This is a genomic window from Muriicola soli (assembly GCF_004139715.1).
Taxonomy (GTDB): Bacteria; Bacteroidota; Bacteroidia; order Flavobacteriales; family Flavobacteriaceae; genus Muriicola; species Muriicola soli.
The window spans coordinates 1,051,785-1,070,135 of record NZ_CP035544.1; the positions used below are offsets into that span (position 1 = coordinate 1,051,785).

Annotated in this window: 16 protein-coding genes; 1 reads left to right on the forward strand and 15 read right to left on the reverse strand. The window is 34.3% G+C overall.

The annotated features are described in order from the left end of the window. The first annotated feature begins 273 nt into the window (after positions 1–273). The gene (locus tag EQY75_RS04630; protein WP_129603297.1) at positions 274–2,307 is read left to right on the forward strand and encodes a right-handed parallel beta-helix repeat-containing protein; all 2,034 of its coding nucleotides are present in this window, start codon (positions 274–276) and stop codon (positions 2,305–2,307) included. Positions 2,308–2,404: 97 nt separating this feature from the next. On the opposite strand, the gene EQY75_RS04635 is transcribed toward EQY75_RS04630, so the two are convergent. The 15 genes from EQY75_RS04635 to EQY75_RS04705 form a co-directional block, all read right to left on the reverse strand. Further along, on the reverse strand, positions 2,405–3,334 hold the full coding sequence (locus EQY75_RS04635; RefSeq protein ID WP_129603299.1) for a hypothetical protein: 930 nt from the start codon (positions 3,332–3,334) through the stop codon (positions 2,405–2,407). Further along, the gene (locus tag EQY75_RS04640; RefSeq protein WP_129603301.1) at positions 3,327–3,797 is read right to left on the reverse strand and encodes a hypothetical protein; all 471 of its coding nucleotides are present in this window, start codon (positions 3,795–3,797) and stop codon (positions 3,327–3,329) included. The genes EQY75_RS04635 and EQY75_RS04640 overlap by 8 nt, the downstream gene beginning before the upstream one ends. Positions 3,798–3,805: 8 nt before the next feature. Beyond that, the gene (locus EQY75_RS14560) at positions 3,806–4,225 is read right to left on the reverse strand and encodes a thiol-disulfide oxidoreductase DCC family protein (RefSeq protein WP_129603303.1); all 420 of its coding nucleotides are present in this window, start codon (positions 4,223–4,225) and stop codon (positions 3,806–3,808) included. Positions 4,226–4,391: 166 nt separating this feature from the next. Beyond that, positions 4,392–5,384, reverse strand: coding sequence for a glycosyltransferase (locus tag EQY75_RS04650; protein ID WP_129603305.1), 993 nt, complete (start codon positions 5,382–5,384; stop codon positions 4,392–4,394). A 19-nt stretch (positions 5,385–5,403) separates the two neighbouring features. Continuing rightward, on the reverse strand, positions 5,404–6,498 hold the full coding sequence (locus EQY75_RS04655) for an EpsG family protein (RefSeq protein WP_129603307.1): 1,095 nt from the start codon (positions 6,496–6,498) through the stop codon (positions 5,404–5,406). 15 nt (positions 6,499–6,513) lie between these two features. Continuing rightward, entirely contained in the window at positions 6,514–7,725 is a 1,212-nt protein-coding gene (locus EQY75_RS04660) for a glycosyltransferase (protein WP_129603309.1), read from the reverse strand. A gap of 3 nt (positions 7,726–7,728) precedes the next feature. Further along, the gene (locus tag EQY75_RS04665; RefSeq protein WP_129603311.1) at positions 7,729–8,670 is read right to left on the reverse strand and encodes a hypothetical protein; all 942 of its coding nucleotides are present in this window, start codon (positions 8,668–8,670) and stop codon (positions 7,729–7,731) included. 1 nt (position 8,671) lies between these two features. After that, positions 8,672–10,102 (reverse strand): MBOAT family O-acyltransferase, encoded by a 1,431-nt coding sequence (locus EQY75_RS04670; protein WP_129603313.1) that lies wholly within the window; start codon positions 10,100–10,102, stop codon positions 8,672–8,674. Between the two features lie 11 nt (positions 10,103–10,113). Continuing rightward, positions 10,114–10,884 carry a glycosyltransferase family 32 protein gene (locus EQY75_RS04675; RefSeq protein WP_129603315.1) on the reverse strand — a complete coding sequence of 257 codons (771 nt, stop codon included), beginning with the start codon at positions 10,882–10,884 and terminating at the stop codon, positions 10,114–10,116. 9 nt (positions 10,885–10,893) lie between these two features. Next, positions 10,894–11,856: a polysaccharide pyruvyl transferase family protein gene (locus EQY75_RS04680; protein ID WP_129603317.1), complete on the reverse strand. Its 963-nt coding sequence runs from the start codon at positions 11,854–11,856 to the stop codon at positions 10,894–10,896. Between the two features lie 6 nt (positions 11,857–11,862). Then, positions 11,863–13,140 (reverse strand): hypothetical protein, encoded by a 1,278-nt coding sequence (locus EQY75_RS04685; protein ID WP_129603319.1) that lies wholly within the window; start codon positions 13,138–13,140, stop codon positions 11,863–11,865. After that, a complete protein-coding gene (locus EQY75_RS04690; protein ID WP_129603321.1) occupies positions 13,137–14,654 on the reverse strand; it encodes a lipopolysaccharide biosynthesis protein in 1,518 nt (505 codons plus the stop codon). Before EQY75_RS04690 ends, EQY75_RS04685 begins: the two co-directional genes overlap by 4 nt. A 35-nt stretch (positions 14,655–14,689) precedes the next feature. Next, positions 14,690–15,970, reverse strand: a complete 1,281-nt coding sequence (locus tag EQY75_RS04695; RefSeq protein ID WP_129603323.1) for a nucleotide sugar dehydrogenase — start codon at positions 15,968–15,970, stop codon at positions 14,690–14,692. Continuing rightward, positions 15,967–16,971 (reverse strand): SDR family oxidoreductase, encoded by a 1,005-nt coding sequence (locus tag EQY75_RS04700; RefSeq protein WP_129603325.1) that lies wholly within the window; start codon positions 16,969–16,971, stop codon positions 15,967–15,969. Before EQY75_RS04700 ends, EQY75_RS04695 begins: the two co-directional genes overlap by 4 nt. 166 nt (positions 16,972–17,137) lie before the next feature. Next, complete coding sequence (locus EQY75_RS04705) at positions 17,138–18,166, reverse strand: NAD-dependent epimerase/dehydratase family protein (protein WP_129603327.1); 1,029 nt, start codon at positions 18,164–18,166, stop codon at positions 17,138–17,140. Positions 18,167–18,351 lie beyond the last annotated feature (185 nt).

Genomic DNA, 18,351 nt, shown 5'->3' on the forward strand with positions numbered 1-18,351 from the left:
GAATCTTTAAATAACAACAAAATACGTTTGATGGTAGATAAGAAGACAACCTGTTTAAAAAATTGTATGCATATTCTCCAAATTTTCAAAAAAGGTGTAGTTTATCGATTTTTTTGTTAAAATTTTAAAAATGAACATCTAAAGAGGCTTTAGATATCGTAAAATTTAGTGTTGTTTATCGAAAAAACAAGTCATTTAGCCGAAGTTTAAATTTTTCACCTTTAATTTGAGTACAAATAAATCAGACTCCCCAGTCTTCGATAAAATTTTATCATGAAAAAGTCGACCTACATGTCTATGCTATGTCTTTTCCTTATTTTTCAATTTTCTTGTTCGTCCGATCAGGATTTCCTGGATGCAGTTTTGTCTGAGGAGCTTGGCGAAGAAGCACCGAATGAAAACAATGAGGATGCTTCAGACCAATCAGATAATGATCCTCCATCAGGAAATACAAATGGCGGAGAAATTCCGGCGAATTTTCCAGGTGATATTGTTATAAATACAACTCCTTGTGATTATGACCTCAATATTCTAGAACCCAATGGGATCTTAGCAATAGATTGCCAATTAGACCTCGAAGGGGCAAGTATTAACCTCCCTAACAACGTCACCTTGGAATTTAATGGCGGAGAAATTATTAATGGATCTCTTAATTTCTCAGGAGGATTAATTGACGGTAGATTACTTAATAAAAATTTGGAAGTAAAAGGTGAGGTTTCCTTAACAGACCCTACCTTTTATTTTTACCCTAAAAGATGGGATGTTGTGCAGGGTCAAACTACTTCTGATGTTGCATTAGTTAATACTAGGGAACTCGAAAGACTTATTTTTTACTCAAAAGACTTAGGTGCTACTACATTTGTCATAGATGAATTTGATGCCTATTTCGAAGTTGGAAAAGTAACAAGTACAACAAATCACAATTTTTACCCCACAATTGAGGCAATTAACATACCGGAGAATTTTAATTTTGTAATGACAGAAAATACACATTTAAGGGTCTTTCCCAATAATGCACCAAAATATTCTTTATTAGCGGTAAGGGACGTTGCGAACGTAACAATAACGGGAGGAAATTTATATGGAGAAAGAGATGCCCATGATTATTCTAGTGGGGGGACCCATGAACACGGACATGCTCTGGACTTACATGCTGCTGTAAATGTAACAGTTTCTGGTGTAAAGATGTCCAATGGAACGGGTGATGGCATGTATATTCATAGTTTATATTTTACCTTCCAAGATGATAGATATAGACCCAGTAATAATATTTTAGTTACCGACTGTGTTTTTGATAGCAATAGGCGAAACAATCTTTCTATTACTGATGGTTTTGACATCATCATTGAAAATAATTTGTTTCTGAATGCAGGAGTGGATACTCCAAACTCTACAGGAACTGCTCCAAAATTTGGAATTGATGTAGAAGCGGCACGGGAGTCAGATGGTAATGGCGGGTATATTTTTTATGAAAGAGCAGAGAATATTTTGATTAGAAATAATACTGAAAGAGGTAGTGCCGCCGGCGCCATGACGATTCATATTGGATATTACGTAACAATAGAGGGCAATACCACTGAAAAGGGAATTGGTTTTACATATACTAATGGGTCTATAATAAGAAATAATACGGTAGATGCTGGTTCATCCGAGGGCATAGGTGCAGGGATTAAAGGGGGTAAAACCTCAACTACTGGAGACTCTATTTACGATAATGAGATTTACGGAAATACTATTATTGGATATAATACTGGTATTAATGTGAGCAATCGGGATGTCAAGGTTTATGATAATTTTATCAGTCAATGTAAAACCGGTATATTTCTTCTGAATATTCGAAATTCTCAAATAAATAGTAATGAGATTTCTAGTCAAGTGCCAGGCAGTAATGGAATAGTTGGGCAGATAACTAGTTTGGATAATATAGAAATATTTGAGAATGAGGTAGATGTTGTAAGTGATGCTATAAAAATGGTGAAAGTTAATGAGGATTTACAGTCAAATAACTTCTTGGTACGGGATAATATTTTTAATTCTAATTCAAGATCTAACATCTCACTTTCTAGCGGTCTTAACTTTATAAATAATAGTTTTAACCATACAATTAGGTTAACAGGATCAACTAATATTAATGTTCAGGATAATTTGATTTCATCCGGAAATTCAGTGGGTATAGATCTTAGAGAAGGATTAGCAAATATTCAAGTTATGAATAATGAAATTAATACAAGTAATAGTGATTGTATTACTGTCGATCCTACCAGTGCTAATGAAGTAAGCTTAACAAATAATCAATGTTTAAATTAATCCTATAATATATTAGGAGAATATTCTATTCACTTTTAATTTAGGTTTCTAGATAATGAAACCAAAGTAAAAATAATTAAATGCATTCTGAATATAATTAAAACAAAAGTGACATGACTCGATTAAATGGGAGATAATTAAGAGGAAGAAGAAGAAAAACTGATAAATAGAACCAGGAGAAAACAGTTGGCCGTTCTTTTAAAGATTGGATAAATCCAAGAAGGGCTAATATGGTAGCAAATCCTAAAACCGTAGCAATAGGATAGGTGGTAAGAATAAATGTTACGAGAAAAATATCACGTATTCGAGATAAATAAAATTTCTGTGGTATTATAAAGCTTATTGCGATCAGGCCTTCAATCAATATAGTCCAATACGTAAGGAAATACCCAAATCCTTCAATGCTATCCGCACCTTTCAATTCATAACTAAGACCCAGGTCATTTGTTTGCCTTAATCGAGATAAATTAGCCTCATTCTCCTTCAGAAGGTTCAAATCTATATCTCCTATAAAGGATGTAGAACCAAAGAATCTTGGATCAGTGGTATTGGTAAAGTCAAAGAACGAGCTGTTAAGAAACTCAGGAGCCAGAAATTTACCAATAGTTGCAAAGAGAAAACAGAATCCTATAATATATTTTGCCTGACCTTTCATGAAATTAAGGGCAAAATTATAATTTCCTTGGGCAAGAAATAAAGATAAAATTACGGACAACATAGCGTAGGCAAATATATGCTTATGATTGGGCACATAACCTACCAGGTCCAACACTAAATAGAAGGTTGCACCAAAACCAAAAATTACTATCCAATAAAATGGGTTGACCCTTAATCTTTTAAACAATATACCTGGAACTATGATAAAAGGCATAAAGATGTTTAAATAACCATTGTCAGTCATAAAAGTTAGGTAGATAACCAACAGAATTTGTAGAATAAGATTCAATAATCCCTCAGAAGAATTTAACTCCTCCCAAGTATGAACTGTTTTTAACCTTGAATCAAAATACCTTATAATTTTACTCATCGCTATATTCATTTAGTAATTTCAATGATATCTTATTGGTCTGATCATCGAAACTTGTGCGGTACACAGAAACACTAAAAATTTGCGAAGGATCGATATTGCTTCTGCATGAGTCATTAGCAGGAACTATTTCCCCAGAATTGTTGTCTAAGCACCATCTCATAACCCTTACTTCTATTAATGCATCTTCTAGCCTTTCTTCATTTGGAAGAATTCTTAAGGCCACATCCAGATCTTTTAATTCTTCCACATTCCGAAAATTCAAAAAATAGGTCTTTCCATTATCAATGAGTTTAAATCCCGCTACCCTATATAGCATTTTATCAACTTTTCCGAACATCCGCATTCCGCCACCCATCCAACTATCCATATGATCTGTCTCTACCAGAATCACATTTCGGACAAAGAAAAAAACCATTACTACTGGAACTAACAGAGAAAGAATTCTTTTGGATTTTGACATAATAAAATTTATAAAAATTGATCTTTTTCTTCGGGATTTGGTAATCTGCAAGAATCCCGCTTGCCAAAAAATCTGTATCTATTTCTGGCTATAAAGTTATATATAGAATCTCTTAGAACTTTTGGTAATAATAGAAAGAAGCCCGCGAGTGTTCTATATCCAAAAGAAAGTTCCTTTAATATCATGAGTATGGCAGTTGATTTGTCATGGACTTTTCCATTTTTATAAAGATATATCGTAGTGTAGGAGCTGTTTGTTTGAGTGTTAGCACAGTTGATATATTTATTCGAAATATCCGATTGAAGGGATGAATAAAATATTTTTTTGGCTTTATCTCTTTTAATTACAAAATCGATGAATCCATTACATAGATTACATATACCGTCGAAGAAGATAATATATTCCGGATCAACATTATTTTGCTTCATTTTTTAAAGTAAAGAATTCCATTATTACCAAAATAGAAAAAACGATAAATACCCAAAAATCAAGGTAAATGATTAGTTAAACATCTAAATAAAGGCTCGGGAATATCTTATTGTTATTTGGATGTAATGCAGACTTGTTTAAATTTATTGCAGAAAGGTTCTAAATCTACCTTTTTAAAAGTGCTATAATTGGCTGTGATATACGAAAAAGAAAAAAATTCTTTAGAAAAAGAACTCTAAATAAATTTTTTTTGCTGTTAGAAATATGATGTTCTATAAATAATAATTTCTCTGAATTTAATTTGTTTCTGTAATCATTAATTTTCTTATAGGAGTAACCATTTTTAAACAAAAGAAAGAAGGCATTAACATTTACCAAGGTTAACCGTTCCCTAAAAAAACGGTGTTCTGATTTATTATCCTGGATAACGGCTTTGTTATAAAAAGAATTGATGTTCCGCAATATTTTAATGTAATCCCTAGCATACTTATCCTTCTTTGCCATGTCCGAATTACGGGTTATGGAATTGGAAGAGTGTAAAAATTCAGAGCCGATGATATCAACTGCCAGAACTCGCTTTGCGTAATACAACACCCTGGTGTTAAATTCAAAATCTTCCCCATAAATGTGTTCTAAAAAGAACAAATTATGTTTCATTAGAAACTCTTTCGAGTATACCTTATTGCAGGCAGATCCTAAATATTGTATCTTTTGGTAGTATTCTATACCAGGGTAGATATTTCCTTGGCTATTGGTTGCCATTGTATTTAATATTACTCCTTGCTCATCGATGGATCTGGCTCCAAATTCTAGCACATCTAGACTATAGTTGTCCATTTTAGAAATTAAAGATGATAGGGTATTAGGCATCAGTTTATCATCGGCATCCAGAAAAATAACGTACTTGCCTTTGGCCTGCTCTATCCCGGTGTTTCTGGCTCCTCCAAGGCCTTTATTTTTTTGGGATATTACTGTAATCATGGGATGGTTTTTTGCTAAATCAACGGCGACCTGTTCACTATTGTCAGGAGAACCATCGTTAATCATTAAAACTTCAACACAATCTTCAAGATCATTTTGATCAAGTACTGAATTTACACAGTTCTTGAGATATGAAGCGACGTTGTACATAGGAATTACTACAGTGACTTTATTCATAAGCCATTCTTATTCAGTATTATAATTCAGGTTCAGCGTAGTAAACTGCGTACATAAAATAGGTGAAAAGGAAATAAAATAACACAGCACTATTTAGGAAAAGTTTTCTTTTTCGGATCAAGGTTTTATCCTTTAAAATAGGATATATAATTATAACGGCCATAAGAAACCAAGATAGGTAAGCAAATCGATTTGAAAAACTTGCTCTAATCACTAATATCCAAAAGGCATTGCAAATCAGGTAAGTGATAAATAAAGAATTAAAAGTTTTATCCTTGAACTTACGAATGAAAATAAAATACCATCCAAGAAGAATCGCAGCGGCACTGTATATCAAAAAGTCAAATCTGAAACTATTATTTACACTACCACTTAAGTAGGACTCTAGTCTTGGATCTGCAAATCCCACTGAAATAAAAAGGGATTCCCAAAATCCACCCAGTGCAATTGATAAGGGAATTGCCGACAGCCAAAAAACAGAAAACACTTTAACATTAGTAAAATACTTTGCAATAAAAAATGCTCCCACTGGAAGTAAAAGAGTTTGGTGAAAGAGAACAGCAGCTGTCAAGAACAATATTTGAGGCAAAGATTTATCACGATAGGTCATAGCCCACAAAAAAAATGAAGTGGCCATACCATTTCTAATACCATTCACTCCATAAGTCCAGAAACTCAAAGACACTATTAAAAGTAGAAAGGAATAAAACCAGTAGTTCTTAAAATACACCTTGGATATCCTATACATCGGATAAATATAAATCGCACAACAAAGAAGGAAAAATTGATGAATTGTCAATATCTTGGCAGATAGTTTCATAAAGGAATGAAAGACTATATCCTTATCTGTTAACAGAGATCCCCCAAGTTCATAATGCTCAAAATGACGAGCATAGGTTCTCATATCAGTGAAATAGTATCCACTAATGGGCCTAAGCCCCATAAAGATTATTATCGTAATTAGTAACGTTAATCCAACGCTCTTAGTGTAAATAATATTTTTTGGACTATCGAGCCTCAGGACGGCGGAATGAAATACCGTTAACAAAACAATAGTCAAGGAAATATAAATATAAAGTGCATAATATATCTCAAGCGGTATAAAATCTATCATTTCAACAAGATAAATTTAAAGCAGATACTCTTCTGCAATCCGTTCTAACTTATACTTTGAAAGAAGAGCAGATTTATTCTTATTCAGTTTTGTATGATATTCTATATTAGAAATGACTTCTAACAAAGCATCAGCTAATTCGACTTCCTCATCAAGGAATCCCGATTCTTTTGGAATACCCAATTCTCCTTTATATAGATTTGGAGTAATAATTCCACTTTCTGTTATAATAAATTCTCCATTCCTTTCCAAAAGTCTATAACTCATTAATTCTATAATTCCATTAGTTGAGTGTGAAGAGACGACTGGTGTGCCTACTGCAATAGCTTCAATGATAACATTAGGTGTTCCTTCGTAATGGGACGAAAGAGCTAATACTCTGGACGCTTTTATATATTTATAAGGGTTGGATCGCCTACCAAGAAAAAATACATTATTGTTTAATCCAAATTCATGGACCAAATTATCTATATAGTTACTAATAACAGGATCACCGTCGCCAATAAAAACTAAATTTATATCTTTTCTCTTCTTATGCACAAAATTGAAGGCATTAATTAAATGCCAGGGTGCTTTTTCTTTAGATAGTCGTCCAATAAAAACAATACAATCGCTTGAGAATATTTTTTTTTCTTGTATCTCTGTTATTTTCTCATTACTATTTTTAATTATTTTACCAATATCATGAGGATTATAGATGACTTTTAAATTGTTAAATCGGTATCCGCATTTGGTCAATAAATCTTCTTTTATTGTTTTACTAATGCAAACAACCTTATGAAAACTCCTATACGAACTCTTATATGCGTAAGTATAAATTTTATTTAAAATCGTTTTGTTAGACAATTCTATGCTCTTAAAGGAATGGATACTTCCTATTTTAGTTTCACTACTGAGAGTTAGAGAAGAAAATAAATTAGCCATGTCTCCGAATGAGATAGTATATTCAATACTATATTTTTTAATCATCTTCCTAATTCTAATTGGAGCTTTAAGGTAAAAACGCAGCCGTTGAAATTTTGACATTTCGTAAAGATCTTTTTCAGAAAGTGCATATTCGTTTTCGTTAAAATTAATAATGTCATTTTCAAGCTTTATAATCTTGAGTACTTTTACTTTGTACCCTTTATTAAGATAATAATCATAGAAATAAGTCGATAAGCGTTCCATGCCACCAACACTTCCGTAAGGAATAATTAACAATATTGCTCTAGAGTATTTTTTCATTTTTTAATCCAAAATCGATTTTGAAGGGTCAATTGATTTGATAATTGAATCACATAAAGATTTAGTAAAATCTACTCCAGAATATTGATCAATATGAATACCATCATAAGTATCGTACTTTTTAACTGAACTACTAAAATTTATATAGTCTATTTGCAAGCTGTCTGATAATTCTTTCATTTCTTGATCGAAATTATGCCAATATTTTAATTCAATTTTATTTATCTCCTCATCAATTGGTAATCTGACCAAATAAACACGCCCATGATTTTTTAGGAAACTAGCGGTTTTTTTTAGGTCCTCCATCCTTACATTTGATTTAACCCACTTTAAGGAATGTCTTTTATAACGTTCAATTTGAATTTGTTTCCATTCATTTAATATATTTTGATCAGTGGGTAGATTATTATCCTGAAGCCATCCATCTTTATGCGTCAGTGTCATTTTTCTAAACATGCCCTTGAAATGAAAATAATTAAAGTTTTTAAGGAGATATTCGAAATTTGGACTAACATCCACCCATTTCATATTATGAGGTGGTAAATCAGATTCAAAATAAACCCCTCTTTCTTCTTCATGATTACCTGATCGATTGGATACTGACCATGGATGAACACTTATTATAAATATGCCGTTTTTCGCTTTTGAATTCAATTTTCTTTTTACACTTTCTAGATAAGGTTTTCCATAGGAAATTTCAAACAATGTAAAACTGTAATTAAAAATGGGTAGATCTAGGTCAGAGTCTGTAAAATATTTATTAATAATCTTGGGTTGAATGCCTTGAAAACTTCGAGAGTCGCCTAGAATAAGTGAAGGTGCTTTTGGAGTTGTAAATTTCTCATAGAAATAATCAACATAGCCACCATATTGCACAAGCGTTATAGTTACAATACTAACAACAAGAATTAGAAATAATATAGCTTTAATAATAAATCTTCTCATATCAGAATTGAAAGTATATAAAGGATTGAGATTTAGCCCCAAAGAAGAAAATAATACAAAAAAAGAATACGTATAAAAACCATCTTAAAATGGGGATTTCTCCATTATGTAAATAAAGTCCGTGAGTTCTATTCCTTTGAAGCCATTCAACTGGAATTAACATGAGTATATATAATAACGGTTTCATGTCAACGGAGGGTACAGAGAGAATCGATATATCGAATAAGGATTTGGTATAATTAAACGCTTCAGTAACGGATGCAGCTCTAAAAAAAATCCAAGCAATCAGGGTTAAAATAAAAGTAATTCCGATTTGGCCAATCTCCTTGAAGTTAATAAATAAACGTCCCTCGGCTATGGTATTGGTGTTCATACGATTTTTCTTTAAAAGAAGTAAGGGTAAGAAATAAAGAGCATTTAAAAATCCCCAAATAATAAATGTCCAATTGGCCCCATGCCAAAATCCACTTACAATAAAGATTATAAAGGTGTTTCTAATTTTTGAACTATTGCCTCCTTTGCTCCCGCCAAGGGGAATATATAGATAATCTCTGAACCATGTGGACAAAGAAATATGCCATCTTCGCCAAAACTCTGCGATATCTCTTGAAAAGTAGGGGTACTTGAAATTTTGCATGAGATTAAACCCAAAAAGCCTCGCAGTTCCTATGGCAATGTCAGAATATCCCGAAAAATCTCCATAGATCTGAAAAGCAAAAAAGAAGGCGCCGAGGAAAAGATCTGAGGCATTCATGTCTGTATAGTTATCGAACACCATATTGACAACGATAGCACAGTTATCTGCAATTACTATTTTTTTGAATAAACCCCATAATATTTGTCTCAAACCGTCACTAGCTTCGGCATAATTGAATTTTCTTTTCTTGTAAAATTGCGGCAATAAATTTGTTGCTCTTTCTATCGGACCAGCAACTAGTTGAGGGAAGAAACTTACAAAGGCAAAGAATGAAATAATATCCCTGGTTGGCTTTAGCTTTGCATTATAGACATCTATAGTATAACTCATTGTTTGAAAAGTGTAAAAACTTATTCCTACGGGTAATACAATATCTAATGTAAAGGAATCTATTTCATATCCAATTGTATTAAAGGCTTGTTGCAAAGACCCTGCAAAAAAATTGAAGTATTTAAAGAAACCTAAAAAGCCGAGATTGACTAATAAACTTATTATTAGTAAAATTTTTTTCTTTCCTGAACGAGTTGATTTTTCTATTGCCAGACCACAGAAATAGTCTATGAAGGAACTAAAAACAATCAGGGATAAAAACCGCCAATCCCACCAACCATAAAAGACATAACTAGCTGTTAGTAGTAATAAATTTTGTATTCTTAAACTTTTATTGAGAACAAACCAGTATAGAACGAAAACAACCGGCAAGAATATGAGGAACTCAAAGGAATTAAATAACATATTCTCCGGCTTTAGTTGAATCTATTTTTCAGATTTCTCAATCTGAGATTCTTTATTAAGGATTCAATTAGATTCTTACCAAAGAGACTTATTAATTTCCTTTTAACATTGGGTAAGAAAGTTTTTTTATTAGAAACCCAAGACATGGCAAAATGATGAATACTAAAAGTGTTATCAGTTGGGCTAACAATACCAGTTCCATGGTCTTTAGCACAAAAGTAATCCTTAGGAAACATGAATAAATCCTGATCATTAACCTCATAGTTTAGGGAAGTTAAATCAACTTTGTTAAGCTCCGATAGACCATATTTTTTGTTAATTTGTTTACCCATAACTCTGGGGAGGGTTTGGATATCCAAATCGCCATTTTCTTTAATAAAATGCCTTTCTCTATAGTGATCTAAGCATTGAGCCAACCATGTTGTGCCTTTTTCAGCTCCTATAACTGCAGCTTCAATCATACCTTCACCTTCAGTCCCAAAAAAATAAGGGAGGTGAAGAAGAGGATCAAAAGACTTACGAACTTCAACATCTGTATCCAAATAAATACCACCGTGATGATACAGGGCATATAAACGTATATAGTCAGCTGCGAATGCGTATTTTTTCTGTTCAAAAGCTTGCTTGACCCATGTTGACTTTTGCAAATCAAAACGATTTAAATCCCATAGTACTAGCTCATAGTTTGGTAAATGAGTTTTCCAACTTTCCATGCATTTGGAAATCATAGGCGGATAAGGATCACCGCTAAGCCAACAATAATGAATCTTTTTTGGGATCATACTAGTAGCTTAAATAAATTGACTGCATTTTTCTTTTAAGGGATTGGCGAGCTTATGGTGTAATTCCAGATTTTTCACCATCGTTTCAGTCGTAATCTTATTTTTTAATCCGAAATTTGAAGTAAAACTTCCGTCCTCCGCTATATCGATACGATTAAACAATTCAATTATACCATCAAAACGGCATGTATCGACGAAAGTGTTGAATGAGTTTAAGAAAATTACGGGGGTGCCCATAGCCAAGCAAGGTAATGCACAATGTATTCTCGATGTTATTACTAATTTCGCCTTCGCATACTTTTTTAAACATTCTTCGGCATATGCAAATTTCTGATCATCATTTTCCTTTCCCCTAGGCCTTATCTGAGTCACGTATTCTGCGGTGTCCAGTACCTCTTTATCTATTACTTTATGTAGTTGTCTATTAATTTTGCCAAGCTTAAAGATATTTCCATTTAATAAAGACTTAATTAGATATTTAGGGCTTTGGAAAATCTTATTCATGGTAGGGTAATTATAAAATGGATCTACTATATAAACTTTTTCACCTCTTTCAGTGTCAGGAACTTTGTAAGTATCTAAAGTAAGGGTTAGGCAACCTGAAAAATAGGCATCAATTCCTTTTTCTTTTAAAATCTTTACAGTGTGTTTATCTCTGCATCCTATGGGTTCATGTTCTTTCAAGTATGCTACACCTAATCTATCCAGCATATAAGGGGCCGCTGTTGAATTCACATGAAAAGACACAAATAGAGGGTCAATAGATTTAGCAGGGATCCAATCACTATGGTTATGCGTAAACCACCCATTCATAATGAGTTTTATATGATTTCCGGAGTATGTAGCTAATTTTTCTCTATTGAGATATTGATCTACTTTAGGTAAATACTGTTTTGCAGCCAGGCTTTGAACATAGTCACCTACGTTATATTTCTCCCGTCCTTCCTGATAAGTTAGTAATCCGTATTCCATTGAAGCTCAATTTTTTATTTTCTGATATATTTTATGAAGTAATGGTAATCTTTCCCTCAGTATTAGCCGCAATCTCTTCTTGTTTTTAACCTTTTCTGCATTTTGGTTGACTATTTCACTCAGGTTCAGATTTGCAAATCTTTCAATTGCCTTTTGTTCAATTTCTAAATCGTTTAGTATAAAAAAGGAATCCGTTTGTTTTGCCATATCCTGCAAACACTCCCATTGATATTTTATTCCAACGGTCATGATTGCATCTTTATGGAAATTTTTAAACAAACGCTCATAAAGATCTTTTGGAGGTGTAAACCCATAAGATTCTGGATTTTTATTAGATAATATAATACTCAACATTGTGCGCTGACATTTATGGCAGTAGTTACAGTTATATCCTGTCCTTTCTTCTGCATAACAGACTCTTAACTTAATTGGATTTTTAGTATGCTCTACATAGGAAATGACATTTTGAATTTTATCTGTTCTCCTTTGGTCATAGCCATCGTGTGTTACTACAGTATTGGCCCATTTCATATTTTCATCAATCTTTGGAGAGGAACCCCAACTGTAGCTAACCTCAGAAGTAGCCGATGCTGCTATCCTGATATCCGTGATCTTATAAGTAAAACTTAATGGGGCAAGTACTCCAAGAAGGGCCATTCCATGCTGAATACCCCCCCACCAGCCTAAATCTGTAAGCAGATTAACCCTGTAAGTATAAAATTCTCTTAAATTGGATTCAATATAGAATAAGCGATCATGATCAATTATAGTTTCTTCATTATTAAATTGAACAAATTCATTCCAACGCTTTTTATCTCTAATTTCAACATCCGCCCCGTGGATAGAGATTAGAAATGGATTTTTGGATAAATTCCTTATTAAAGAATCGTATGAATCTAAACCTCCACTAAACAATAAAGAAGTATTATTCCCATTAATTTTATTTTTAATAATCTTTTTAACGTTAATATTTCCTTTTAAAGTATTATCCGGAAAAAACTCTAAAAACTGAGATTTAAGATTCTCTAAAGAAGCTAGAAATGTTTCATCACACTCATTAAGATATACATCAAAGCCAACAAACCAACTTATTGGCATTAAATTCGATAAAAGAGGTATTATCAATAAGCTTTCGGGAGTATCGCTTATGTCTTTGTCGTATTTGACGTAAAAACGTTGATCAGCATGAAAATATTTCTTAATGCTCCCATAAATTTCATAGTCATATTTAACTAATGTTCCATTTTGCTCAACGTGTATTTTACTTACTACAATTTTGTTCATTGGTTAAGCTTTAATTTGGTTGCCTTGGAGATTGTGTTAAGAAACAATGCTTTTTCGTATGAATTACACCCTAAAAAGTAAATAAGCACGAAATAAGTAAGGCTATAAAGGAATGCCTTGAACATAAAATTTAACCAACCCGTGCCTGGAATTGTATTAATCAGCCACCCAATGCACAGGGCGATAATAAATGCTAAAACTGTTCTATGAAATAATTCTTTAAAAAAACGAAATATGTTGATTTTGATCACTCTGTAATAATAGATATTCATTATATTTTGCGCAATCATCCATCCGCATACAGAACCGGTAATCATACCTATAGCGCCATGATCTTTAGCTAAAAATGCACCAAGACCGGTGCCTAGTATTAAAAAAGTAAGATATACCAAAGCCTTAAAGCGCAGTTTATTCTGAGCTTCGAGGATTGAATTACCAAAACCTTGCACTAGTGGTAGTGTGTAGGCGAGCATGATTATTAGCGCAATTATCCAGGAGTCAAAATATGATTCACCTACCCATAATAAAACAAATTGTTGTCCGTACAATAAAAATGCTCCTAGTATAAACATGAGTACAATAAAGGATAAACGGCCAATTTTTATCATCATGTCGGTAAGTTGCTCACCTGAAGCATTAGCAACGACCATCTGAGTTGCTCTGGGAAGAAAAACGCTGGAAATTGCTGTAGAGAAAGCTCCATAGTACGTGCCTAGCATCACACCCACGGCGAAAATCGCTACAATTGTGGTGTTGGCAACGATACCTAATACCATTTGGCCTACTTTCCATTGAAATTGTCCAACTAAAACAAAAACAAAAATCCAAATAGAATAACTGAATATTCTTTTCGGTAAATCAAAACTAAATTGATGTAAACGAAATTTCACGTTTAATCTCCGAATTACATAGTAAATTATTATTGCGATTAAAATTATATTTAGAGTAACATCAAGAATTACTAAGGAAACAGCATCGCCTCCTAATAACAATAACCCTACAACCATTACGGAACGCAATAGATAACGACAAAGTTTTACGGATTTAGGAAATACAAATCTTTCATAACCAAAGCAAATTCCTTCAAAAGCTCCAGCCGGTAACCCAATAGCTAGAGCAAAAATCAAAATCGCAAACATTATTTTTGCTTTCTCTAACTGCACCAAATCGAGAGAATTCGAAAATATATTCTCCAAATTAAAATAACAAATAGTACCCACAATGATCACAATTACAGATATAATACCGTAAATGATTAGAGTTGTAGCCAGAAAATTTTCTTCACCTGTTTGGTCCTTTTCAGCCTTATATTTAGCAACAAATCGAACTACCGCATTACTCAGGCCAAAATCCAAGACGGAAATATAGCCAACAAATGCACCAATCATAGTATATAATCCAAACTCATCATCCCCTAAACTTTTAATAATAAAAGGTGTGAGTAATAGCCCAACTACGTTAGTTACTATAATCGTTGTATAATTTAATAATGCTCCCCTTTTTAATTGACTCACTGTAAATTCATTGTTACAACTTTTTAATAAAGAAACTATAGTCTGCCATTGACAGATCCTTTTACTACACCTTTAACGTCATAAATAACACCCTTGGATTTTACCATAGAATTTAGGTCTAATGACTGAAATTCATCATGTGCGACTGTTAAAACAACGACGTCAAATTGATCTTTAGGACATTGATTTGTCGTTACTAGACCATATTCTCTAAAAACTTCATCTGAATTAGCCCATGGATCGTATATCGTGACATTTGTCCCAAAGTCTATCAATTTTCTAATAACACTGACCACCCCAGTATTTCTTACATCAGGGCAATTTTCTTTAAATGTGATGCCCAATACTAGTACTTTAGCATTCCGTATAAGCATATCCTGATGTGCCATAAGCCTTATTACTTCCGAGGCCACATATTGTCCCATACTATCGTTCAGCCTTCTTCCAGCTAGTATAATCTCAGGGTGATAACCCACTTCCTGGGCTTTTTGAGCTAAGTAATAAGGATCTACCCCAATACAATGCCCGCCTACGAGACCCGGTTTAAAGGGTAAAAAATTCCATTTGGTTCCGGCAGCTTCCAGTACGGCATGGGTGTCAATATTCATCAGATTAAAGATCTTAGCTAATTCATTGACAAAGGCAATGTTAATATCACGTTGGGAATTTTCAATGACCTTGGCCGCTTCTGCCACTTTGATTGTTGGAGCCAGGTGGGTCCCTGCCGAAATAACCGAAGCATACAAGGCATCTACTTTAAGTCCAATTTCGGGCGTTGAGCCTGAGGTTACCTTTAAGATCTTGTCTACGGTATGCAGTTTATCTCCGGGATTGATCCGCTCCGGGGAGTATCCGGCATAAAAGTCCTCATTAAATTTCAACCCACTGATCCTTTCAAGCACAGGGATGCACTCTTCTTCTGTTGCTCCGGGGAAAACGGTTGATTCGTATATGACTATATCTCCTCTCTTTAGCACATTTCCAACGGTTTCACTGGCTTTGTACAAGGGTGTGAGATTTGGCCTGTTGTTTTTATCTACGGGAGTAGGCACTGTTATAATATAAACCGAACAATCTGCGAGCACTTCCAATTGATCAGAACAATAGAGTCCGCTTTCATCCCCTGCTTTAGAAACCAATACTGATTTTAGTGTTTTTTCATCTACCTCTAGGGTAGAATCTATTCCCTTGCTCAATTCAAGAATCCTATTCTTGTTGATGTCAAAACCAACTACAGGGTACTTTGTGGCAAAAAGTCGGGCTAATGGCAAGCCCACATAACCAAGACCAATAATTCCAATTTTTGTGTTTTTCATTGGTTCTTTAAATTTTTCCAATACCATTGTATTGCTTCATTTAGTCCTTGTTTGATACTGAACTTAGGGGCATAGCCCAATAGCGTCTTTGCCTTTTCAATGGAAGCCAGAGAATGGGGTACATCGCCTTTTCTGGGTGGGCCGTACTTCACTTTCACATCGGCGATTTTAGGATCGAATGAGGAAAGGTTTTTTTTGAGCAGAGATACCAATTCATTCAGATCGGTTTGCTCTCCGAAGGCAACATTGTATACCTGGTTTAGGGCTTCTGAATTTGTAGTTGAAAGCGCCCTTATATTCATTTCAATCACATTATCAATATAGGTGAAATCCCGGGAATAACTTCCGTCTCCATTGATCACCGGCGACTCGTGTTTCATCAACTGCATCACAAACTTGGGGATAACGGCAGCGTAGGCCCCATTGGGATCCTGTTTTCTGCCAAAGACGTTAAAATATCGTAAACCAACGGTATCCAACCCATAAGCTTTGTGAAAGATATCAGCATACAGTTCATTGACATATTTTGTGATTGCATATGGAGAAAGCGGCTTGCCAATTCTATCTTCTACCTTGGGCAAGCCTTTAGAGTCTCCATAGGTGGATGAACTTGCAGCATAAACAAAACGCTTAACTTTTTGATCCCTGGAAGCAACCAGCATATTTAAAAACCCATTTACATTTACCTCGTTTGAGGTAATAGGATCGTTCAGGGACCTGGGCACCGAGCCCAATGCCGCCTGATGTAGCACAAAATCCTGCCCTGTACAAAGCTGTTGACAAGTTTTAAGGTCTCGTATGTCTCCTTCCGTAAATTTGAAATTAGGGTGGCCTAATAAGTGTTGGATATTGTGCAAATGTCCTGTGGCCAAATTATCAAGACAGTTTACCTGATTTCCATTTTGCAGTAATGCTTCACAGAGATTGGAACCAATAAAACCGGCTCCTCCGGTTACCAGAATGCGTACTTCCGGGTTTAAATTCAATTGGCTTAGGTTCATCGTTCAGTTAATTGCACGGCAAATATGGATATATCCCGTGGAATCACCCAGATAATTATACTAAGTTAATGTAAAATCCGACGAAAGTCATTGGAGCATATTTATAAATGATTCTATTATTTTGGGATAATTTAAGGAAGATGCTGTTTTTTATCCGTTAATTGGACTACAAATGATAATAGTTTCGATACCATTCTATAAAAGCCCTAACTCCCACGGAAATTCCCGTGTTGGGGCTATAGTCAAAATCTTGCTTAAGATTTCCCAGATCAGCCCAGGTAGTGGTTACATCCCCGGGCTGCATGGGCATCATGTTCTTGATCGCTTTTTTATCTAATATTTTTTCGATCACTTCGATAAAATCGGTCAGTTTTACGGGTTGTCCATTTCCAATATTATACACTTTATATAATGAATCACCTTTTGAATCAGAATTCAAATCAGATTCGATAACCTTCATTACTCCGCCTACTATATCATCAATATAGGTAAAGTCACGCTCTAATAGACCGTTGTTGAAGACTTCGATAGATTTTCCTTTTAGTATTGCCTCAGTAAATAAAAACAAGGCCATATCCGGCCTTCCCCACGGGCCATATACTGTAAAAAATCGCAGCCCGGTGGTCATTATTCCATAGAGATGACTATACGTATGAGCCATCAGTTCATTACTCTTTTTAGTAGCGGCATAGAGACTAATGGGCTTGTCTACCTGCTCATTTTCTGTAAAAGGAACTTTGCTGCTATCTCCATAAACGCTGGAGCTGCTGGCATAAATCAGGTTTTTGATCCCCTCATGACGGCAGCATTCCAATACATTAAGAAATCCCACAACGTTACTATCCACGTAGGTATCCGGGTTTTCAAGACTGTAGCGCACTCCTGCCTGAGCGGCCATATTACAGACAATCTCAAATTTTTCTTTTTGAAATAATTGAGGCAATGCTGTACGATCTTCCAAATGCATTCGTAAAAAGAGAAATTTATCTTTATATCTCTCACTGTTGACGGGATTGTTGAAGTGGGTAGATTTTTTTTTATCTATACCTAATTGGGAAAGTCGAGCGTGTTTTAATTCAACATCATAATAGTCGTTAATATTATCCAGCCCCACCACATCATGCCCTTTTTCGAGAAGTACTTTGCATAAGTGGAAACCGATAAAGCCGGCAGCCCCGGTAACTAAAATTTTCATTATATTTCTATTATATGAAGATTCGCCAGTAATTTAAAGACACCATAAATTCAATTCGCTCCTTTGGCGTTATCCTTTCTAGCCTTGGCTATACAAAGATTGAATTTTTTTTAATACTTACCATAACGAGAAGAGTAAAGGTGAATGGTTAATTATTAGGATGAGCTGATTCGCAAGAACAGTTC